Genomic DNA, 19,998 nt, shown 5'->3' on the forward strand with positions numbered 1-19,998 from the left:
CGAGAAGGGGAGCATCGACCATGCGCGACAATTGAGCAGTACAGTCGATTCTTTGCGGAAAGTGCGTCATCAGGTTTCTAGCGCGTCACCGGTTTGTCAACGGTTCGCGTTTGGGCAGCAGTTACTACGCAAACGGCTTGCGTAGCTTGCGAGTTGCTTGCGTCCGCCCCGGCCTGGTGCGTTCCTTTCATCGAGGCGCTTCCTCACTTCACGAACCTCGTCATGCGCGCAAGTCGTGCACCGACTCGAGAAACAGAAGGGCCGGCCCGACGCCAAGTGGCGTCGGGCCGGCCCTTGCCGGTGCGGTCCCCTCGGGGCCCGGTCAGTCCGTGCCGGACTCCATCGCGGCGCGGTCCAGCAGCTCGTCGTCGCCGGAGACCTCGCCACGGGAGGCGATTGCCTGTGCGCCGCCCTCCGGCATGGCGCCGATCAGCCCGGTCGCGGCGGCCTGCGCGGCGCCGATGGCGGGGTTGGCGGTGCCGATCAGGCCGATCCCGGCGTACTGCTCCAGCTTGGCGCGGGAGTCGGCGATGTCGAGGTTGCGCATGGTGAGCTGGCCGATCCGGTCCACCGGGCCGAACGCGGAGTCCTCGGTGCGCTCCATCGACAGCTTGTCCGGGTGGTAGCTGAACGCCGGGCCCGTGGTGTCGAGGATCGAGTAGTCCTCACCGCGCCGCAGCCGCAGCGTGACCTCGCCGGTGACGGCCGAGCCGACCCAGCGCTGGAGCGACTCCCGGATCATCAGCGACTGCGGGTCCAGCCAGCGGCCCTCGTACATCAGCCGGCCCAGGCGCCGGCCCTCGGTGTGGTACTGGGCGAGGGTGTCCTCGTTGTGGATCGCGTTGACGAGGCGCTCGTAGGCCGCGTGCAGCAGGGCCATGCCGGGCGCCTCGTAGATGCCGCGGCTCTTGGCCTCGATGATCCGGTTCTCGATCTGGTCGGACATGCCGAGGCCGTGCCGGCCGCCGATGGCGTTGGCCTCCATCACCAGGTCGACGGCGGAGGCGAACTCCTTGCCGTTGATCGTCACCGGGCGGCCCTGGTCGAAGCCGATGGTCACGTCCTCGGGCGCGATCTCGACCGACGGGTCCCAGAACCGCACACCCATGATGGGCTCCACGGTCTCCACGCCGGTGTCGAGGTGCTCCAGCGTCTTGGCCTCGTGGGTGGCGCCCCAGATGTTGGCGTCGGTGGAGTAGGCCTTCTCCGTGGAGTCCCGGTAGGGCAGGTCATGGGCGACCAGCCACTCCGACATCTCCTTGCGGCCACCGAGCTCGCTCACGAAGTCCGCGTCCAGCCACGGCTTGTAGATCCGCAGCTGCGGGTTGGCGAGCAGGCCGTAGCGGTAGAACCGCTCGATGTCGTTGCCCTTGAACGTGGAGCCGTCGCCCCAGATCTGGACGTCGTCCTCGAGCATCGCCCGCACGAGCAGAGTGCCCGTGACGGCGCGGCCGAGCGGCGTGGTGTTGAAGTAGGCACGCCCGCCCGAGCGGATGTGGAACGCGCCGCAGGTGAGCGCGGCCAGCCCCTCCTCGACCAGCGCCGCGCGGCAGTCGACCAGGCGCGCGATCTCGGCGCCGTAGGTCTTCGCGCGGTCGGGCACCGAGGCGATGTCGGGCTCGTCGTACTGGCCGATGTCGGCGGTGTACGTGCAGGGGACGGCACCCTTGTCACGCATCCACGCGACCGCGACCGAGGTGTCGAGGCCGCCCGAGAAGGCGATACCGACGCGCTCGCCGGCGGGGAGGGAGGTGAGGACCTTGGACATAGGAAGAGTATGCATGATTACGCATGACCATGCAAAGCCTGTGTGGTCACCGGCCCGGCGAGCGGTGCCCCCGAGGAGTCACCGGGTGGCACCGCCCGCGGTACTGCCGACGGATCAGGCGACGGCGGTGTCCCCCTGGCCGGCGGCGGCCTCCAGGCCGAAGACGGCGTGCAGGCGCCGCGCGTGGTCGACCCGGCGTTCCGGGCCGGTCAGGGTGACCGTCGCCGTCAGGAGCGGGGCGGTGCTGGACGCGGCGAGCCGCAGCTCCAGGTCGCCCGCCTCGACGACGCGGCGGCCGTCACGGCCGGTGAACGAGGCGAGGTCGGCCGGGACCGTGACGCGCACCCGGCGTGCCTCGCCCGGGGCCAGCGGCACCCGCGTGTAGCCGATGAGGCGCTGCACCGGCTGGACGACGGAGGCGACCGGGTCGTGCAGGTACAGCTGGACGACCTCCGTGCCGTGCCGGCCGCCGGTGTTGCGGACGGTGAACGCCAGCGCGAACTCGCCGTCGGTGGGCGCCTCCCGGGCGTCCACCACGAGGTCGCTCCAGGCGAAGGTCGTGTACGTGAGGCCGTGCCCGAAGCCGAAGGCGGGCGTCGGGTCGATGCTGGACACCTCGCTGGCCTGGGCGAGCCGCGCGCCCAGATAGGTCGTCGGCTGGGAGCCCGGTCCGCGCGGCACGCTGACCGGCAGCCGGCCCGAGGGAGCGGTCCGGCCGCTGATCACCCCGGCGACGGCGGCGGTGCCCTCCACGCCGGGGAAGAAGGACTGCACGATCGCGGCGGACTCCGCCACGGCCCGGCCGAGGGCGTAGGGCCGGCCCGCGAGCAGCACCGTCACGACCGGCGTGCGGGTGTCCAGCAGCGCGTCGAGGAGTTGCTGCTGGGCGCCGGGCAGCGCCAGCGACTCGACGTCGCAGCCCTCGCCGCTGGTACCGCGGCCGAACAGCCCGGCGCGATCGCCCAGGACGGCGACGACGACGTCGGCGTCCCGGGCCGCCCGGACGGCCTCGGGGATGCCGAAGACGTCGCCGTCGTCGACGCCCGTGCCGTGCACCACCGTGAACTCGGCGTCGGGGAACTCCGCGGCCAGGGTGTCGCGCAGGGTGGGCAGGCGGATGCCGACCGGTGTCCCGGGGTGGTGGACGCCGATGTGCTGGGGGAAGGAGTAGCAGCCCAGTACGGCCGTGGGCTCGTCGGCGTTGGGGCCGACCAGGGCGATGCGGCGGGGCCGGTCCAGCGGCAGGGTGCCGTCGTTGCTCAGCAGTACGACCGCTTCCTCGGCGACCGCGCGGGCCAGCTCGCGGTTCTCCGGCGGGTCCAGGTCGATCCTGCCGCGCAGGGCGTCCGGGTCGTCCAGGTCCACGCCGTCGAGGACGGGCGGCACGGGGCTCCAGTCCGGGTCGAGCAGCCCCAGCATCGCCTTCTGGGTGAGGACCCGGCGCAGGGCCCGGTCGATCACCGCCTCCGGTACGCGGCCGGCGGCGACGGCCTCCACCAGGGGCGCGCCGAACGTCTTGACGGTGGGCAGTTCCACGTCGACGCCCGCCCGCAGCGCGGCACCGGCGGCGTCCGCCCAGTCGGCGGCGACGCCGTGCAGCGTCTTCAGGAAGGCGATGCCGAAGTAGTCGGCGACGACGGTGCCGTCGAAGCCCCACGTGTCGCGCAGCAGCCCGGTCAGCAGGTCCTCGTCGGCCGCGGCGGGCACACCGTCGGTGTCGGTGTAGGCGTGCATCACCGACCGGGCACCGCCCTCGCGGACGGCCATCTCGAAGGGGGGCAGCAGGACGTCGGCGCGCTCGCGCGGGCCCACCGAGGAGGGGGCGAGGTTGCGTCCGGCGCGGGAGGCCGAGTAGCCGACGAAGTGCTTGAGGGTGGCGACGACCCCGGCGTCCTCCAGCCCGCGCACGTACGCCGTGCCGATGGTGCCGACGAGGTACGGGTCCTCGCCGATGGTCTCCTCGACACGGCCCCAGCGGGCGTCGCGCACCACGTCCAGGACGGGCGCGAGACCCTGGTGGATTCCGACGGACCGCATGTCGCGGCCGATGGCGGCGGCCATGCGGTGCACCAGGTCGGGGTCGAAGGTGGCGCCCCAGGACAGCGGGACGGGGTAGGCGGTGGCGCCCCAGGTGGCGAAGCCGGCCAGGCACTCCTCGTGCGCGAGGGCGGGGATGCCGAAGCGGTTCGCCGAGGCGATGCGCGCCTGGGTGCGCAGCAGCGAGAGCGCGCCGAGCGCCGGGTCCACGGGGGCGGTGCCGAAGGGACGGGTCAGTTGGCCCAGTCCGGTGGGCAGGAGCGCGTCGAGGTCGACGGCCTCCTCCATGTCGTGCTGGTGGGGGGCGACTTCGCCTCCCTCGTCGGACGCGCCGACCCACACGCCGTACAGCTGGGCGATCTTCTCCTCCAGGGTCATGGCGTCGATCAACGCGGACACCCTGGTCGTGACGGAGTGGGCGGGGTCGTTCCAGAGGGGGACTTCGGGGGTGGTCTCAACGGCCACGTCGGCGATCACTTTCCTCCGACGCCCATCAGGCCCTGGACCAGGGCACGACGGGCGAACAGGTAGACGAGCAGGATGGGCACCATGGACAGCACTACGGCTCCCAGCAGACCGGGGATGTCGATCCCGTGCGCGGTCTGGAAGTTGTACAGGCCCAGGGTGACCACCTTGGTGGATTCGGACTGGGTCAGGACGAGCGGGAACAGGAAGCCGTTCCACGCCTGGAGCGCGGAGAACACCACGATCGTGGACAGTCCGCCGCGGGACAGCGGGATGACGAGCTGGAAGAACATCCGCCGCGGTCCGGCGCCGTCCATCGCCATGGCCTCGTACAGCTCCGGGGAGATGTCGCGCATCGCGCCGCTCAGGATCAGCGCGGACATCGGCAGGCAGAACGCGGCCGTGGGCAGGATGACGCCGAGGAGGTTGTCGTACAGCCCGGCCTCGCTGATCAGGTAGAACATCGGCACGATCACGGCCTGGGCCGGGATGGCCAGGCCGAGCAGGAACAGCCGGAAGATCGCCGACGTGGCCCTGCCGCGGCTGCGGACGATCGCGTAGGCGAGGGGCGGCACCAGCAGCAGCACGATGCCGATCACGCAGGCGGTGACGACCAGGGTGTTGAAGAAGTACTGGCCGAAGCCCGAGTCGAAGGCGCCGGTGTAATTGTCCAGCGTGAAGCTGTCCGGGATCGAGACCGGGCCGTTCTCGGCGTAGTCCTGGCGGGTGCGCAGGGTCGCGGCGAGCATCACGTACAGCGGCAGTCCGACCAGGAAGAGCCAGAAGAGCGAGCCGACGCCGGCCACGTAGTTGGGTCGGCGCCTCATGACACACCCTCCGCGGAGCCGCGCATCTTGTCGTAGCCGGAGACCCGGACGACGATCAGCGAAATGATCGTGGCCGCGACGACCAGGGCCAGGGCGATCGCCGAGCCGGTGCCGTAGTCGAAGCTCTTGAAGGCCTTGTCGTACATGTAGTAGGCGCTGATGGTGGTGTCGGTGCCGGGGCCGCCCTGGGTCAGGATGAGGACCGTCTCGAACGTGGTCAGGCCGCCGACGATCATCAGGATCATCGAGGTGATCATGGAGGTGCGCAGCTGCGGCAGTGTGATGTGGAAGAACTGCCGGTAGCGGCCCGCCCCGTCGATCTCCGCCGCCTGGTACAGCACCGGCGGGATCGCGCGGGCGGCGCCCTGGTAGATCAGCGTGTGGAACGGGGTGAACTGCCACGTGCTGACGAAGGCCAGCACTCCGACGGCGGTGCTCTGTTCACCGAACAGGTTGCCGTCGCCGAACAGCCAGGCGGCTTCGGCCGGGATGCCGAAGTTGGGATCGAGCAGCGCCCGCCACAGCACGGACACGGCCGTCGCGGAGAGCAGCAGGGGGATGAAGTAGATGACCGACAGGACGGCGCGGTTGCGCTGGTGACCGGCGGCCCAGACGCCGAGCAGGATGCTCAGCGGCGTCTGGAGGACCACGCCGAGCGCGGTCAGCAGCAGGGTCAGCCAGATGCTCTTGAGCATGACCGGGTCGTCGATGAGGCGCGACCAGTTGTCCGTGCCGACGAACTCGGGCGAGCTGATCCCGTCCCAGCTCATGAAGGACAGCACCGCCACCATGATCAGCGGGACGATCGCGAAGAGGGCGAAGAACACTGCGGCGGGCAGCGCCCAGGCGAAGCCGGGGCGGCCTGCCTTCGATGCGGACGAGGCGGGCGGCGGCCGCCGGGACCCCTTGCGGGGTCCGGCGGCGGGCCGGGCGCTCGTGATCTGTGTGGTCATGAGCCGTTCGTCACTCGGTGGGGAGGGCCTGCATGGCCTTGATGAAGCCGTCCGTGTCGAGCTGTCCGTTGAAGAACTGCTGGACGGCCTTGTGCATGTCCGAACTCGCCTTCTGCGGGTACGCCTGGTCCCAGGACAGCTGGAACGACGGGGCGTCGGCGACGAGGTCGTACTGGAAGCGCGAGTACTCGGGGTTACCCGAGCTGTCGATGAACTTGTCGGTGTTGGTCGTGGTCGGCAGGTTGCCGATCTCCAGGTGCGCCTTGACGAACTCGTCGGAGTACATGAGCTTCAGGAACTCGGCGACGGCCTCGGGGTGCTTGGTCTTCTTCATCACCGAGTAGTAGTTGTTGGTGTTGCCGGCGACGTTGGCCGGGTCGCCCTTGCCGCCCTCGACGGTCGGGAAGGCGGTGTAGCCGAGGTCCTTCTCGGCGAACTCCTTGTGGTCCGTCAGCTGCTGGGAGTAGTACCAGGAGCCCATGAGCTCGAAGCCGGCCTTGCCCGAGGCGACCAGCTGGACCGAACCGCCGTTGGTGTACTTGACGGAGTCGTAGTTCTTGCCGAAGGCGCCGGCGTCGACCAGCTCCTTGATCATGCTCAGGGCCTTCTTGCTGTCCGGGCTCTCCCAGGCGCTCTTGTCGCCTCCGACGGCCTTCGCGAACAGCTCCGGACCGGCGATGCGGTCGTAGAGGTACTGGAACCACATCTGGGTGGGCCACACATCGCCGCCACCGAGCGCGATCGGCGTGACACCCTTGTCCTTGAGCTTGCCCACCGCGTCGAGCAGTTCGTCCCAGGTCTTCGGCGTCTCGACGCCGGCCTCTTCGAGGACCTTCTTGTTGTGGAAGAGCAGGACCGGCTGGGTGCCGCGCATCGGGACGCCGTACGGCTTGCCGTCGACGACGGCGCTCTCGAAGACGGACGGCAGGAACTTCTGCTTCAGGTCCGGGTCCTTCTTGATGAAGTCGTCGAGCGGCAGCAGCAGGTCCGCCTTGACGAACGGCTTGATGCTGCCGCCACCCCAGTTGTAGAAGATGTCCGGGGCCTGCGGGGTGCTGATGATCGTCTGGAGCTTCTGCTGGTAGTCGGCACCGGGGATGGTGTCGAGGACGGCCTTGACCTTCGACGTCTTGTTGAAGGTGTCGACTATCTGCTGTTCGACCTTGTTGCTGGCGTCGCCGTAGACCAGGACATGGATCTTGCCGTCGTCCGACGACCCCCCGCCGTTCCCGTCACCGCAGGCCGACAGGCTCAGGGCCAGGGCGAGCGTCGCGCCAGTGGCGACCAGTCTGGGCAAGCGCGCACGTGTCTTCATCGTTCGCCTCTCGAATGTTTCGGCTCCATCACCGAAAGTCCATGCTGACGGACAGTAAAGTCAGTCGGGATTTTTGGTCAATGGCCCTGCACGTGCGGACTCAAAACGTTATGGACGGGTCGACGGACCGTGCGACTCCGAGCGGCCCGCCCGGCCCGCCCTGCCCTTTCCTGGGGCTGTGCACGACCGAGTCGACGCGGGTGTCGGAGTGAGCCCGGCCGACGGCCGAGGCGGCGAACGAGGCGCGCGCCTCCCCTTCGACAGTTTCGAAGGCGCTGACCGGTCGTTCGGATGTCCCGAACGACACCCGGGTCAGGGGCGAGCGACTCCTGGAGCTCCACGACCACCGCCGCCGCGGCCCGGGCACGCACGCCCGGCGCCCGACCGGATCGAGGGCGCGCTGCGGCGTGGGCCACCAGGGGCCGCCGAGGAGGCGCCCCGCACACCCTTCCGTCCCGACGCCCCCCGGTACGGCCGCCCGGCGGGACGCGGTCACGAACCCGCCGGGCCACGCGGGTCGCGGCCTCCGATCAGCGGGGCCGGACAGGTCCGGCCCGCCGGGCCTCCCTTCCTGCCACCAGCCCGCCGCCCCCACCTTCGTCCGGTATTTCGAACCGCTTTCGATCCCTTGACACCTGATGAGGCGGCAACTTAGCGTTCACCAAGTCGTGATCAACCGGTTTCCCTGGACCCATTCCCCTCCGATCCCGTGGTGCGGTCGCGCGCGTCGCGCGCGCGGAGCGGCCCGGACAGACGCGGGGCGACGCCGTGCGGTTCAGTCCGCGACCGGGCACTCCCGCACCCGTTCCGGGCGGCACGCCCCGCCCCGGCTCGAACCCTCACGGCCCTCCTCACCGCACCCATGCCTGCCCGTCGCCTCCCCCGGCGACAACCGGCGCGGCCCGCACCGACCGACCCCGAGGGCTGCCCCCGCGCCCTCACGGACCCAGGAGACGGATGACTTCCAGCGAGTTCCCCCACCTCTCGGCCGCGCCTGAGCAGGCCACCGCCCCCGCGTCCCCCGTCGGCTACGTCGAGGACGTCGCACCGGGGCGCGGCACCCTGCCACCGCGTGCCTGGTACGCGGCGTCCGACGCGGCATCACTGTCCCTGAACGGCAGTTGGCGCTTCCGGCTGTCACCGACCGCCGACGCCGAGGACGACGCGTTCGCCGCGCCCGGGTACGACGCCGAGGACTGGTCCCGGGTGACCGTCCCCGGCCACTGGGTGCTCCAGGGCCATGGTGCACCGATCTACACCAACCACCTCTACCCCTTCCCTGTCGACCCGCCACGGGTGCCGACCGAGAACCCGACCGGGGACCACCTGCGCGTCTTCGATCTGCCTGCCGACTGGCCGGACCCGGCCGCGGGCGGTGGCGCGGTCCTGCGCTTCGACGGAGTGGAGTCCTGTGCCCGGGTGTGGCTGAACGGCACGGACCTCGGTGAGTTCAAGGGAGCACGGCTGCCCCACGAGTTCACCGTCGGACATCTGCTGAAGCCGTCCGGCAACGTGCTGGCGGTCCGGGTGCACCAATGGTCGGCCGGCTCGTACCTGGAGGACCAGGACCAGTGGTGGCTGCCGGGCGTCTTCCGTGACGTCACGCTGCTGCACCGCCCGGCCGGCGCCGTACGCGACTTCTTCGTGCACGCCTCCTACGACCACACCACCGGCGAGGGCACCCTGCGCGTCGACTCCGATGTCGAGGGCCGGGTGACCGTCGCCGAGCTCGGCGTCGATGTCGCCACCGGTGAGCCGGTGACGGTCCCCGTCCGGCCGTGGACCGCCGAGACTCCGGTCCTCTACGACGGCGTGCTGGCCACCGAGGGCGAACGTGTGCCCTTGCGCGTCGGCTTCCGGACCGTGGAGCTCGCGGACGGTCTCATCAAGGTCAACGGCGAGGCGGTCCTCTTCAAGGGCGTCAACCGGCACGAGTGGCACCCGCGGAAGGGCCGCGCCCTGGACCCGGAGACCATGCGGGAGGACGTGCTGCTGATGAAGCGGCACAACATCAACGCCGTCCGCACATCGCACTACCCGCCGCACCCGGCCTTCCTCGACCTGTGCGACGAGTACGGGCTGTGGGTGATCGACGAGTGCGACCTGGAGACGCACGGCTTCGTCGAGCAGGACTGGCGCGACAACCCCGTCGACGACGACCGCTGGACCCCTGCTCTGCTCGACCGGGCCGCCCGGATGGTCGAGCGGGACAAGAACCATCCCAGCGTCGTCGTGTGGTCGCTGGGCAACGAGGCCGGCACCGGCCGCGGCCTGACCGCCATGGCGGAGTGGATCCGCGATCGGGACCCTTCCCGTCTCGTGCACTACGAGGGCGACATCGACAGCCGCGACACGGACATGTACTCGCGGATGTACGCCTCGCACGCGGAGGTCGAGTCCATCGGCCGGGGCCTGGACGGCGGCACCCGCAAGCGGCGCCGGCTCCCCTTCGTCCTCTGCGAGTACGGCCACGCCATGGGCAACGGGCCCGGGGGCCTCGCCGACTACCAGCGGATCTTCGAGGCGCACGACCGGCTCCAGGGTGGCTTCGTCTGGGAGTGGATCGACCACGGCATCCAGGACGAGCGCCACGGTTACGCCTACGGTGGGGACTTCGGCGAGGAACTGCACGACGGCAACTTCGTCTGCGACGGCCTGGTCTTCCCGGACCGGGCGCCGTCTCCCGGCCTGGTCGAGTACAAGAAGGTGATCGAGCCCGTCCGCATCGAGGGCTCCGGCGCCGACGGCACCGTACGGATCACCAACGCCCACGACTTCGCCGACCTGTCGGCGCTCGCCTTCGGGTGGTCGTACCAGCTGGACGGCGAGACGGTCGGCGCGGGCACCCTCCCGGTGCCGCCGCTGGCAGCCGGTGAGTCGGCGGAGGTGAAGCTGCCGCAGCCGCCCGCGGACCCCCGGGGTGCGGAAGGGTGCTGGACGGTCCGGGCGGTGCTGGCGGCCGACACCGCCTGGGCACCGAAGGGCCACGAGGTGGCGTGGGCGCAGCTGCCGGTCACCGAGCGCACCGTGCCGCGCGTGGCCGCCACTGCCGGACCCGTGCACCGCGACGACGTGATCACGCTCGGCCCCGGGGTCTTCGATGCCCGTACGGGGGCACTGCGGACCGTCGGCGGGGTGGAGGTCACCGGGCTCGGACTGGACGTGTGGCGTGCCCCGACCGACAACGACGAGGGCGCGTCCTGGCAGGACGGCCTGCGCTACGGCCCGGCGTGGCGTACCCACGGCCTGCACCGCATGCGCCACCGGCTGGACGCGGTGGAGGCCGGTGACAACACGCTGACGGTACGGACCCGGGTGGCGCCCGCCGCCCGTGAGACGGGCCTCGTCACCGTCTACCGCTGGACCTCCGACGGTACCCGGCTGAAGCTGACCGTGTCCGTGGTTCCCGAGGGCGACTGGAGCCTGCCGCTGCCCCGGCTGGGCGTGCGGTTCGGCCTGGCCGGGTCGGCGGATCGTGTGCGGTGGTTCGGCGGGGGCCCCGGGGAGGCCTACCCGGACAGCAGGACCGCCGCCGTGCTGGGCCGTTGGGAGTCCACGGTGGACGCGCTGCAGACGCCGTACGTCCGGCCCCAGGAGAACGGCGCGCGGGCGGATGTGCGGTGGGCCGAGATCGGCGGGCTGCGCATCGAGGGTGATCCGGAGTTCTGGTTCACCGCCCGCCGCTGGACCAGCGAGCAGCTGGACGCGGCCACGCACCGCACCGACCTGGTCCCCGGGCACACCGTGTGGGTCAATCTCGACCACGGCCAGCACGGCATCGGTTCGCAGTCCTGCGGTCCGGGCCCGCTGCCGCAGTACGTCCTGCGGGCCCGACCCGCCCAATTCTCCTTCGTCTTCACGAAGACGGGCTGACCGGCACGACCCACGGGTCTGCGCGGCGGCCGGCCCGCTCTTGGGGCCGGCCGCCGCGTCCAGTGCTGGAACCCGCGTTCACCAGGTCACCAGGTCACCAGGGAAGGCCCGTCACTCGCCCCGGTCACTTGAGGGCCCCCAGCGTGACGCCGGAGCGCCAGTAGCGGCGCATCGCGACCATCATCACCGCCATGGGGACGATGGACAGCAGCGCGCCGGTCAGCACGAGGCCCGTCAGGTCGACGCCCGACTCCAGGCGCTTGCCCGACCAGTTGTACAGGCCCAGGTTGAGCGTCCAGTTCTCCTCGCCGCGCAGCACGGTCAGGGGCAGGAAGAAGGCGTTCCAGGTGTTGACGAAGGCCAGCAGGAACACCGTCGCGCCGCCCGTCGTCATCATCCGCAGCACGATGCTGAAGAAGATGCGCAGCTCCCCTGCTCCGTCGATGCGGGCCGCCTCCAGCAGCTCGAAGGGGACGGTCGCCTCCGTGTACACCTTGGCCAGATACACGCTGAACGGATTGATCAGACAGGGGATCAGCATCGCCCAGGGGGTGTCGACCATGCCGATCGCCGAGAACAGCAGGTAGAGGGGGAGCGTGAGCAGGGCGATCGGGATCAGGAACGAGCCCACCACACAAGCGAAGACGGCGTTGCGGCCCGGGAAGTCGAACCGGGCCAGGCCGTATCCGGTGGCCAGTGCGATCAGTGTGCCGCCGAGGGAGCCGACGCCCGCGTACAGGAACGAGTTGGCCGTCCAGCGCAGGAAGATGCCGTCCTCGTAGGTGAGGAGCTGGCGCAGGTTGTCCCACAGGTGCCAGCCGGAGAACCACAGGCCGTTGCTCTGGTACAGCCCCGTGCGGTCCTTGGTCGCGGCGACGATCAGCCACCACACCGGGAACAGGCTGTAGACGCTGGCCAGGACCAGCCCGACGAGGAGGAAGCGCTGACCGCCTCGCCCACGGGAGGCCGGGTCCGGTCTCGTCAGGCGTCGGACGCCGCGGGCGGGGGGCCGTTCGGTGGTGTGCGCGCGCTCGTCGGTCAGCGTCATCAGTCGGCCTCCTTCGAGGTGAACCGGTAGAAGAGGAAGGAGGCCAGGCCGAGGATCAGGGCGAGCAGCACCGACAGGGCCGCGGCGTAGTGGTAGTTGCCGGCGTTGAACGCCTGGTTGTAGATGATCATGATCGGTGTGAAGCTGTCGCTGACCGTCTGCGGGGTGACGTTCCGGAAGAGCGCGGGCTCGTTGAAGATCTGCAGCATCTGGATGACCGACAGCAGTCCGGTCAGGACCAGCGCCCCGCGCACATACGGGATCTTGACGCTGCGGGCGATGCGGATCTCGGAGGCGCCGTCCAGGCGGGCGGCCTCGAACAGCTCGCGGGGCACGCCCTGGAGGGCCGCGTAGATGATGACCATGTTGTAGCCGATGCCGTGCCAGGTCAGCAGGTTGCCGATGGACGGCCACACCATGGACGGCTCGAAGAAGTTCCAGTCGAACCCGAGGAGTTCGCCGATCGGGGTCAGCGGTCCGACCTCCGGGCTGTAGAGGTTGATCCACACGATCGCGGCGACCACGCCGGGGATCATGTACGGGACCAGCAGCAGGATCCGGAACCGGCCCGCCACGCGGGAGGTGACCGCGTCCAGGAGCAGCGCCAGCACCAGGCTGACGAAGAGCATCACCGGGATCTGGACGCAGGCGAACAGCACCACCCGCAGGATGGAGGTCGTGAACGCGGAGTCGGTCAGGCCCCGCGTGTAGTTGTCGAGGCCGGCGAACTCGGTCGTCGAGCCGCCGAGACCGAGGCCGGAGCGCTGCTCCACGAACAGCGACTGGTGGACGGCGTAGCCGATCGGCAGCAGGTACAGGAAGGCGAAACCGAGCTGGAAGGGGACCGTGAAGGCGGCGCCCTTCCAGCGCAGGGAGCGAGTCATCGGCGGGTTCCCTCGGCCTCTAGCCCTTGACGCTGATGCCGCGGGACTTCAGGTCGTCGACCGTCCACTTCTGCATGTGCGCCAGCAGGTCGGTGACCTTCTGCTCCTTGTTGACCACCTTGGCCCAGCCGGCCTGGAGCTCGGTGAACATCGCGGTCCAGTTCGGTCCGAAGGTCCAGTCGGTGGTGACGGTGGACAGACTGTCCGAGACGACCTTCTTCGCGGACTCGTGGTTCGGGCCCAGCAGCTTCTGGGAGATCGAATCGCCCACGTACGCGTCGCCGTCGGCCAGTGCCGGCATGACGCCGTTGCCGGTCTCCGGACTCGCCATCGTCCTGACCGCCTCGGCGTCGGTCGACATCCACAGGGCGGCCTCGGCCGCCTGTTCCTGGTGGGCGCAGTCCTTGGTCACCAGGGTGACCCCGCCGGTGAGGTTGGTGCCCGCCGGTGTCTTGGGTGCCTCGCCCCGATAGGCCGGCCAGGGGGCCAGGGCCCAGTCGCCGAAGGACTTGGTGAAGTTCTGGACCATGCCGGCCATCTGCCAGGTGGAGATCTGCCGGGTCACGGTGCCGCCGTTGTCGTAGGTGCGCTGTACGGCCGCGTAGTCGGCGAAGGAGAGCTTGCTGTTCAGGTCGTTGTCGATGATCTCCTGGATCACCCCGGCGGCCTTCAGGCTTCCCTCGTCCTGGAAGTCGACCTTCCAGGACTCGCCGTCGATGGCGTACCAGTGCGCACCGGCCTGCATGGCGAGCACCTCCAGGGTGCTCGGGTCCTCACCGGCGAAGTTGGTGATCTCGATGCCGTGCTTCTTCAGTTCCTTGCCCGCCGCGATGAAGTCGTCCCAGGTCGCCGGGGGCTTGATGCCGTACTCGGCGAAGACGTCGGTGCGATAGGCCGTGAACTGGGGCGCCGAGCTGGTGGGCACGCCGTAGAGCCTGCCCTGCACCTGCGCGCCCGCCCACGAGCCGGGGTTGAACTCGCCCTTGTGCGCCTCGACGTACTTCGTGATGTCGGCCAGCGCTCCCTGCGAGACCCAGCTGGTCACGTATTCGGCGGTGTTCTGCACCAGGCAGGGCGCGTTGTCGGCCTTGACCGCGTTGGTCAGCTGCTTCTGCATGGTCAACTGGTCGGTGACCTTCGTGTACTCCAGCCGGACGTCCTTGTGCGAGGCGTTGAAGGCCTTCACGACGGCCTCCTGGCCGTTCGCCCAGCCCCAGAACGGAAGGGTGACCGGGCCGGACGCGCCGGAGGCCCCGTCGTCTCCCGAGTCCGAGCCGCCGCAGGCCGAGAGCAGACCTGTCAGCGCGACACCCGCGACGGCGGCGGAGGCGAACCTTCTCCGGGAGGTAGTGAAGTTCATCGACCGTGGTCCTTTGGAATAGGCACTCTCAGAACGAGAGGACGGCGGCTCGGGAGGCGCTGGCCAGGAACGGCGGCGGGAAGGGCGTCGGCTCGCGGCCGTGTCGATGGCCGAGCGCAAGCTGTAGTAAGCGCTTGTCGTGAGACGGTAGGCGGTACCGGAACAACGGGCAAGAGGTCGGGGAGAATTCGTTGCGCCGACGCATCGGCGGGGCAGGCGGCGGATGCCGTGGACCACGACCGCCCGCGGCCATGTCTGCCCAGGTCAGCGGCGCTTCGACCGAGCGCGGGGCAGGTTCCGGACAGTGTCCGGCCTGACGGGGAGACGGTCCGCAAGAGGGCAGAAACCGATTACGAAACTGCCCGCACCGGCCGTGCGACCTCCCGCCCGCCGGCGGGCCCCGTCCTCCCCGGCCGGCGGGCCAGGCCCCCCGTCAAAGGTCGCTCGCCCGGGCTCAGTCCCGCCGCTCCGGCGGCCGCACCGACTGCCGCACGACGACGTGGGTGCCCAGGACCAGATGGGCCCCGTCACCACCGCGGCGGCCGGCGCCGCCGCTCTCGCGCCGGTCGGCCACGGCACGCAGGGCGACGCGGCCCATCTCTTCGTACGGCACGTGCACGGTGGTCAGTTTCGGGGTCAGCTGGGAGGCCAGTGGTATGTCGTCGTAGCCGACGACCGACACGTCCTCGGGAACCCGCAACCCGGCCGAGCGCAGTGCCTGCATGGCGCCGGCGGCGACCACGTCGGTGCCCGCGAGGATCGCCGTGAAGGGCGCCTTCTCCCCCAGGCTCGACTCGACCGCCCTCAGGCCGTGCTCGAAGTCGTAGGGCCCGTGGTGCACCATGTCCGGCCGGAACGGCACGCCGTAGGCCTCGAACGCCCGCCGCGCCCCGTTCAAACGCCCCTGGGCCGTGGTGAGTTCGGCCGGCCCGGGCAGTACCAGGACACGCCGGTGCCCCGCCGACAGCAGATGGCTGGCCATGGCGTAGGCGCCGCCCTCGTTGTCGTAGTCCACCGTCGTCGCCGGGACGTCGCCCTCCAGGGGAGGCCGGCCGACGAGGACGAGGTGCGAGCCGGCCGCGTCCAGGGAGCGGGCGAACCGGGCCATGCGCAACTGGTACTCGTCGAAGTCGTAGGCCCCGCCGAGCAGTACGACCGCCGTGACGCCCTGCTGGCGCATGAGGTTGACCAGCGCCAGTTCCCGTTCGGGATCGTCGCCGGTGGTGCCGACCAGGGTCAGCCAGCCGCGCAGCGAGGCGGCGCCCTCGACCCCCTTGGCCACGTGGGCGAAGGCGGCGCCGGTGATGTGGTTGATGAGGATGGCCACCGTCGGGGTGCCGCCGCCGGCGAGGGAGCGGGCGTGCGCGTTGGTGACGTAGTCCAGGTCCCGGACGACCTTCATGACCCGGCGGCGCAGGTCGTCGGAGACCGGGTAGTTCCCGGACAGCACGCGCGAGACGCTGGCGACCGAGACCCCGGCCCGCTCCGCGACGTCCCTGATGGTGGCCGGACCGGCGTCCGCCGACGCCTTGCGCTGACTCACCTTGCGGCTCCTTCACCGTAGCGGTTCCCTCACCGGGCGGACCGGGCTGCGGGGCCCGCCGGTGCTGGAACCGTATCCCATTGTTTCTTCGCGACACCCCTGGCCGATCGGCGCGGGGTTCAGGCCACCCTGGCCAGGTCCCCGCGGCGCACCTCGCAGGCCGGCGGGGCGCCCGCGACGAGCCGTTCGAGCTCCTCCACGGCCGTGCGGCCCAGGCGCTCCAGCTCGTTGCCGAGCGAGCCCGCGACATGCGGCGTCAGGAACACGTTGGGCAGTGTGTACAGCGGGGAGCCGGCGGGCAGCGGCTCGGGGTCGGTGACGTCCAGGACCGCGCGGATCCGGCCGGAGACCAGCTCGTCGGTGAGCGCGTCGTGGTCGACCAGGGCCCCGCGGGAGGTGTTGATCAGCACGCCGCCGTCCGGGATGAGGGCCAGCCCCGCGCGGTCGAGCATGTGGTGGGTCTCGGGGATGTCGGGTGCGTGCAGAGTGACGATGTCGCTGTCGCGCAGGAGATCCTCCAGCGTCTTCGGGCGGGCGCCCAGCGCGCGGGCCTCGGCGGAGTCCACGTACGGGTCGTACAGCGAGACCGCGAACTCGAACGGCCGCAGCAGTTCCAGCAGCCGCCGGCCCACACGCGAGGCGCCGATGACGCCCACCCGGCGCCCGGCGTTGCCGATGCCGGTGGTCTCGGCGGGAGAGGGCCGCCGGTGGGTGGCGCGGAAGCGGTCGCGGTGGCCGAGGACGTCCTTGCCGGCGAGCAGGATCATGGCCAGCGTGTACTCCGCCACCGGCAGTGCGTTGGCGGCCACCGCGCTGGAGACGGTGATGCCACGCTGCCACAGCGCGTCGCCGACCAGTGAGCGCACGGAACCGGCGGCGTGCAGCACGGCGCGCAGCCGGGGGGCGGCGGTCAGAACGGCCTCGTCGAGGCGCGGGCAGCCCCAGCCGGTGATCAGCACCTCCGCCTCCGCCAGGGCCGGGGCCGTGGCGGGATCGGCGAAGTCCCGTACGACGAGCGACGCGTCGATCCGCGCGGACTGCCGCAGTCGCTCCATCAGCCGGGGTGGGAACAGCAGGGGGAGGTGCACGGGATCCATGGCGAAGACGGCCCTGGGCTGCTGGGCTGAGGGCATGACGCTCCTGTCGGAAGACAGCGGGGGGAGTAACGTTTTCTGAAAGCGCCTTCTACGATAGGTCCCGCTGGAACGGCGGGTCAATCGACGGCTTGGGCTTCGCTCTCCCCACCGCTCCTGTCCCCGGACCTGCTCCCCCGGGTCGGCCGACCGGGCTCCGTTCCCGTCCCCCGAGCACGGGACGCGTCGGCCTGCTCCTGCCAACCAGTCGGTGACCTGTGTATTTGGGTATCCAGGGCGCACTCGGCGCGTCCCGGGCGCCGCTGCCACCGGCCACCGGCCGGTTTCTCGAAAATTGGTCAGAAGCCTTGACGCCACGCATGAGCCGCTGGAAGCTCTGGCCGTCGCTCACAGAAATCGGTTGCTACCCAAACAGCTCGATGGACGAACCCTCCCGCCACGAGCCGCTCCCCGAACGAAGGTGAGACATCCATGCGTGCCCACGCCGGTATCCCTCCCAGCCGTCGCAGGTTCCTCGCCCTGGCGGCCGGTGGTGCCGTCGGGGCGTCGTCCCTGAGCGGTTGCGCGTTGCGGGTGTCCACCGGCGTCAGCGGCCCAGGGGAGACCGTCACGCTGATGGTCAAGCCCGACGACCTCTCCGCGGACCTGCTCGCACAGGCCCAGAAGGACATCGGCATCAAGATCGCCACGGTGCCCTACGACATCACCAAGCTGATCGCGATGATGACCAACGGCAACCCGCCCGACCTGGTCCGCGGCGTCGGTGCCACGGACACGCCCTACTTCGCGGCGCGCGACGTGATGGAGGAACTGGACCCGTACTTCGCCCGGAGCGGCGTCCTCGACGTAGCCGACCTGGACCCGGTGAACGACCTGTGGCGCTACGACGGACGGATCCAGGGCAGGGGCCCCCGCTACGGCATGGCGAAGGACTACTCGCAGGACTCCATGTTCTGGTACAACACCGCGCTGTTCGACGAGGCGGGGGTCGGCCATCCGCCGGAACTGGAACCGGTCACCTACGAGGAGTGGCTGGAGAACGCCAAGCGGCTCACCCGGCGCAGGAACGGGCAGACCACCGTCTTCGGCGGCAGCTACAACGGCGTGAGCGCCCCCACCCTGCTGGCGAGTCTGGCCGTCGCCGCCGGAGGCGGCATCTTCAACGACGACTTCACCCGCGTCGACTTCACCACGCCTCCCGCCCGCAAGGCGCTGAACTGGTACGTCGAGTACGGCAGGACCGGGGTCGGGCCCAGCATCCTCCAGCCCGACCCCAACGGCTGGGACGGCCCCACGTACCAGGCGGGCCGGATGGCCATGTCGAACTGCGGTTACTGGCTGGGAGGGGTCATCAACGCCGACGCCGAGCTCGCGCCGCACTCCCGCCTCGCTCCCGCTCCCGTCTTCCAGGGCGGCCGGCGGGTCAGCCCCTGCCAGGCGGGCACCGGCCTGTGGATGCCGCGCAAGGCGCGCAACAAGGACGCCGCGTGGCGGGTGTTCGAGTGGTTCTTCGGCGAGGCACCGGCCAAGGCCCGCGCCGCCGGCGGCTGGGGCATCCCCACGCTGAGGTCCCTGCGACCGCTGATGCCGGCCCAGGAGCCCCACCAGAGGCGCGTACTGAAGGTCCAGGAGGCCGAGCTGGAGCACTTCTCGGTGATCGCTTTCACTCCCTACGCCACGGTGGACTCGCTCGCCGCCGTCTTCAACCGGTTCGCCCCGGCCGCGATGAAGGGCGAGATGTCCGTCGACACCCTCGCACGCCGTCTGAACTCGGTCATGAACGAGCAGCTCGAACGGGGTAAGGAGCAGGTGGGATGACGGTCCGGCACATCACTGCCGCAGCCGGCCGGACGGGCGAAGCCTCGCCCTCCGGCCCCCCGGCACCACCCGCGAACCGTGCCAACCGGTCCTCGTCGACCAGGCGCGGGCACCGGGCCTTCTACATGTTCGTCTCTCCCTGGCTCATCGGGTTCGTCCTGCTGACGGTCGTCCCGATGGTCTATGCGCTGTGGCTGAGCTTCACCACGTTCGACGGCATCTCACCCCGTTGGCACTACGTCGGACTCGGCAACTACCGCGAGTTGTTCTCCGACTCCCAGACCTGGAGCGCCCTGGGTCGCACAGGTCTGTTCGCGGTGACCTCGGTGCCGTTGTCGATCACCGCCGGGCTGGGACTCGCTGTCCTGGTCAACCGGCCGCTCAGGGCACGCGGCCTGTTCCGCACCCTGCTCTACGTGCCGGCCGTGATACCACCCGTGGGCGCGGGCATCGCCTTCAAGCAGCTCTTCGACCAGAACTCCGGCGCCGCGAACGGCGTTCTGAACGTCTTCGGCATGGACGCCCTGGGCTGGCTCACGGACCCCTACGCGCGCTACGTCCTGCTGATGACCGTGCTGTGGGGCGCCGGCAACATAATGATCATCTCGCTGGCCGGGCTCCAGGACGTGCCCCGCGAACTGCACGAGGCGGCCCGTATCGACGGCGCCGGCGCCTGGCGGACCTTCCGCAGCATCACCGTGCCGCTGCTCTCCCCCGTCCTGCTCTTCCAGACCGTGACGGGTGTCATCGCCTCGGTGCAGACCATCATGCCGCTGCTGCTGGCACCGGACGCCACCACGGCCGGCGTCACCGCGATCCCGCAGTCCAACCACCTGTACATGATGCACGTGTTCGCGCAGTACTTCGCCTTCGGCCGCTACGGCTACGCCTCAGCGCTGCTGTGGGTGCTCTTCGTCCTGATCCTCATCGCCACCGGACTCATCTTCAGGTTCACGTCCGGCGTGGTGTTCTACAACGTCGACCCGGAGGCGAAGAAGTGACCGCCACCCTCC

13 protein-coding genes are annotated in these 19,998 nt (G+C 70.3%); 3 read left to right on the top strand and 10 right to left on the bottom strand.

Going from position 1 to position 19,998, the window contains the following annotated elements; all coding sequences use genetic code 11:
* Window positions 1-322 precede the first annotated feature (322 nt).
* The 5 genes from argG to KUM32_RS02710 form a co-directional block, all read right to left on the bottom strand.
* Window positions 323-1,768, bottom strand: coding sequence for an argininosuccinate synthase (gene argG / locus KUM32_RS02690; protein ID WP_217140118.1), 1,446 nt, complete (start codon window positions 1,766-1,768; stop codon window positions 323-325).
* Window positions 1,769-1,882: 114 nt separating this feature from the next.
* Complete coding sequence (locus KUM32_RS02695; RefSeq protein ID WP_217140119.1) at window positions 1,883-4,282, bottom strand: beta-glucosidase; 2,400 nt, start codon at window positions 4,280-4,282, stop codon at window positions 1,883-1,885.
* On the bottom strand, window positions 4,279-5,097 hold the full coding sequence (locus KUM32_RS02700; protein ID WP_217140120.1) for a carbohydrate ABC transporter permease: 819 nt from the start codon (window positions 5,095-5,097) through the stop codon (window positions 4,279-4,281). Before KUM32_RS02700 ends, KUM32_RS02695 begins: the two co-directional genes overlap by 4 nt.
* Complete coding sequence (locus KUM32_RS02705; RefSeq protein ID WP_217140121.1) at window positions 5,094-6,050, bottom strand: carbohydrate ABC transporter permease; 957 nt, start codon at window positions 6,048-6,050, stop codon at window positions 5,094-5,096. The genes KUM32_RS02700 and KUM32_RS02705 overlap by 4 nt, the downstream gene beginning before the upstream one ends.
* A gap of 10 nt (window positions 6,051-6,060) precedes the next feature.
* The gene (locus KUM32_RS02710) at window positions 6,061-7,365 is read right to left on the bottom strand and encodes an ABC transporter substrate-binding protein (RefSeq protein WP_217140122.1); all 1,305 of its coding nucleotides are present in this window, start codon (window positions 7,363-7,365) and stop codon (window positions 6,061-6,063) included.
* A 957-nt stretch (window positions 7,366-8,322) separates the two neighbouring features.
* Between KUM32_RS02710 and KUM32_RS02715 the strand changes: the two genes are divergently transcribed.
* Entirely contained in the window at window positions 8,323-11,238 is a 2,916-nt protein-coding gene (locus tag KUM32_RS02715; protein ID WP_217140123.1) for a glycoside hydrolase family 2 TIM barrel-domain containing protein, read from the top strand.
* A gap of 124 nt (window positions 11,239-11,362) precedes the next feature.
* On the opposite strand, the gene KUM32_RS02720 is transcribed toward KUM32_RS02715, so the two are convergent.
* The 5 genes from KUM32_RS02720 to KUM32_RS02740 form a co-directional block, all read right to left on the bottom strand.
* Complete coding sequence (locus tag KUM32_RS02720) at window positions 11,363-12,286, bottom strand: carbohydrate ABC transporter permease (RefSeq protein ID WP_217140124.1); 924 nt, start codon at window positions 12,284-12,286, stop codon at window positions 11,363-11,365.
* On the bottom strand, window positions 12,286-13,170 hold the full coding sequence (locus KUM32_RS02725) for a carbohydrate ABC transporter permease (RefSeq protein ID WP_217140125.1): 885 nt from the start codon (window positions 13,168-13,170) through the stop codon (window positions 12,286-12,288). The genes KUM32_RS02720 and KUM32_RS02725 overlap by 1 nt, the downstream gene beginning before the upstream one ends.
* A gap of 19 nt (window positions 13,171-13,189) precedes the next feature.
* Complete coding sequence (locus KUM32_RS02730; protein WP_217140126.1) at window positions 13,190-14,530, bottom strand: ABC transporter substrate-binding protein; 1,341 nt, start codon at window positions 14,528-14,530, stop codon at window positions 13,190-13,192.
* Window positions 14,531-14,984: 454 nt separating this feature from the next.
* Complete coding sequence (locus KUM32_RS02735) at window positions 14,985-16,073, bottom strand: LacI family DNA-binding transcriptional regulator (RefSeq protein ID WP_217140127.1); 1,089 nt, start codon at window positions 16,071-16,073, stop codon at window positions 14,985-14,987.
* A 119-nt stretch (window positions 16,074-16,192) separates the two neighbouring features.
* The gene (locus KUM32_RS02740; RefSeq protein WP_217140128.1) at window positions 16,193-17,206 is read right to left on the bottom strand and encodes a hydroxyacid dehydrogenase; all 1,014 of its coding nucleotides are present in this window, start codon (window positions 17,204-17,206) and stop codon (window positions 16,193-16,195) included.
* 432 nt (window positions 17,207-17,638) lie between these two features.
* On the opposite strand from KUM32_RS02740, the gene KUM32_RS02745 reads away from it, so the two are divergent.
* Together KUM32_RS02745 and KUM32_RS02750 are read left to right on the top strand one after the other, a co-directional pair.
* Complete coding sequence (locus KUM32_RS02745) at window positions 17,639-18,985, top strand: extracellular solute-binding protein (RefSeq protein WP_217140129.1); 1,347 nt, start codon at window positions 17,639-17,641, stop codon at window positions 18,983-18,985.
* On the top strand, window positions 18,982-19,986 hold the full coding sequence (locus KUM32_RS02750) for a carbohydrate ABC transporter permease (RefSeq protein ID WP_217140130.1): 1,005 nt from the start codon (window positions 18,982-18,984) through the stop codon (window positions 19,984-19,986). Before KUM32_RS02745 ends, KUM32_RS02750 begins: the two co-directional genes overlap by 4 nt.
* The last annotated feature ends 12 nt before the right edge of the window (window positions 19,987-19,998 follow it).

It is taken from the genome of Streptomyces sp. AC627_RSS907 (genome assembly GCF_019049165.1).

Excerpts from the sequence above, each read along its gene's own strand:
- argG (WP_217140118.1), bottom strand. The coding sequence starts at position 1,768 with ATGTCCAAGGTCCTCACCTCCCTCCCCGCCGGCGAGCGCGTCGGTATC.
- KUM32_RS02700 (WP_217140120.1), bottom strand. The coding sequence starts at position 5,097 with ATGAGGCGCCGACCCAACTACGTGGCCGGCGTCGGCTCGCTCTTCTGG.
- KUM32_RS02705 (WP_217140121.1), bottom strand. The coding sequence starts at position 6,050 with ATGACCACACAGATCACGAGCGCCCGGCCCGCCGCCGGACCCCGCAAG.
- KUM32_RS02710 (WP_217140122.1), bottom strand. The coding sequence starts at position 7,365 with ATGAAGACACGTGCGCGCTTGCCCAGACTGGTCGCCACTGGCGCGACG.
- KUM32_RS02715 (WP_217140123.1), top strand. The coding sequence starts at position 8,323 with ATGACTTCCAGCGAGTTCCCCCACCTCTCGGCCGCGCCTGAGCAGGCC.
- KUM32_RS02720 (WP_217140124.1), bottom strand. The coding sequence starts at position 12,286 with ATGACGCTGACCGACGAGCGCGCGCACACCACCGAACGGCCCCCCGCC.
- KUM32_RS02725 (WP_217140125.1), bottom strand. The coding sequence starts at position 13,170 with ATGACTCGCTCCCTGCGCTGGAAGGGCGCCGCCTTCACGGTCCCCTTC.
- KUM32_RS02730 (WP_217140126.1), bottom strand. The coding sequence starts at position 14,530 with ATGAACTTCACTACCTCCCGGAGAAGGTTCGCCTCCGCCGCCGTCGCG.
- KUM32_RS02740 (WP_217140128.1), bottom strand. The coding sequence starts at position 17,206 with ATGCCCTCAGCCCAGCAGCCCAGGGCCGTCTTCGCCATGGATCCCGTG.
- KUM32_RS02745 (WP_217140129.1), top strand. The coding sequence starts at position 17,639 with ATGCGTGCCCACGCCGGTATCCCTCCCAGCCGTCGCAGGTTCCTCGCC.
- KUM32_RS02750 (WP_217140130.1), top strand. The coding sequence starts at position 18,982 with ATGACGGTCCGGCACATCACTGCCGCAGCCGGCCGGACGGGCGAAGCC.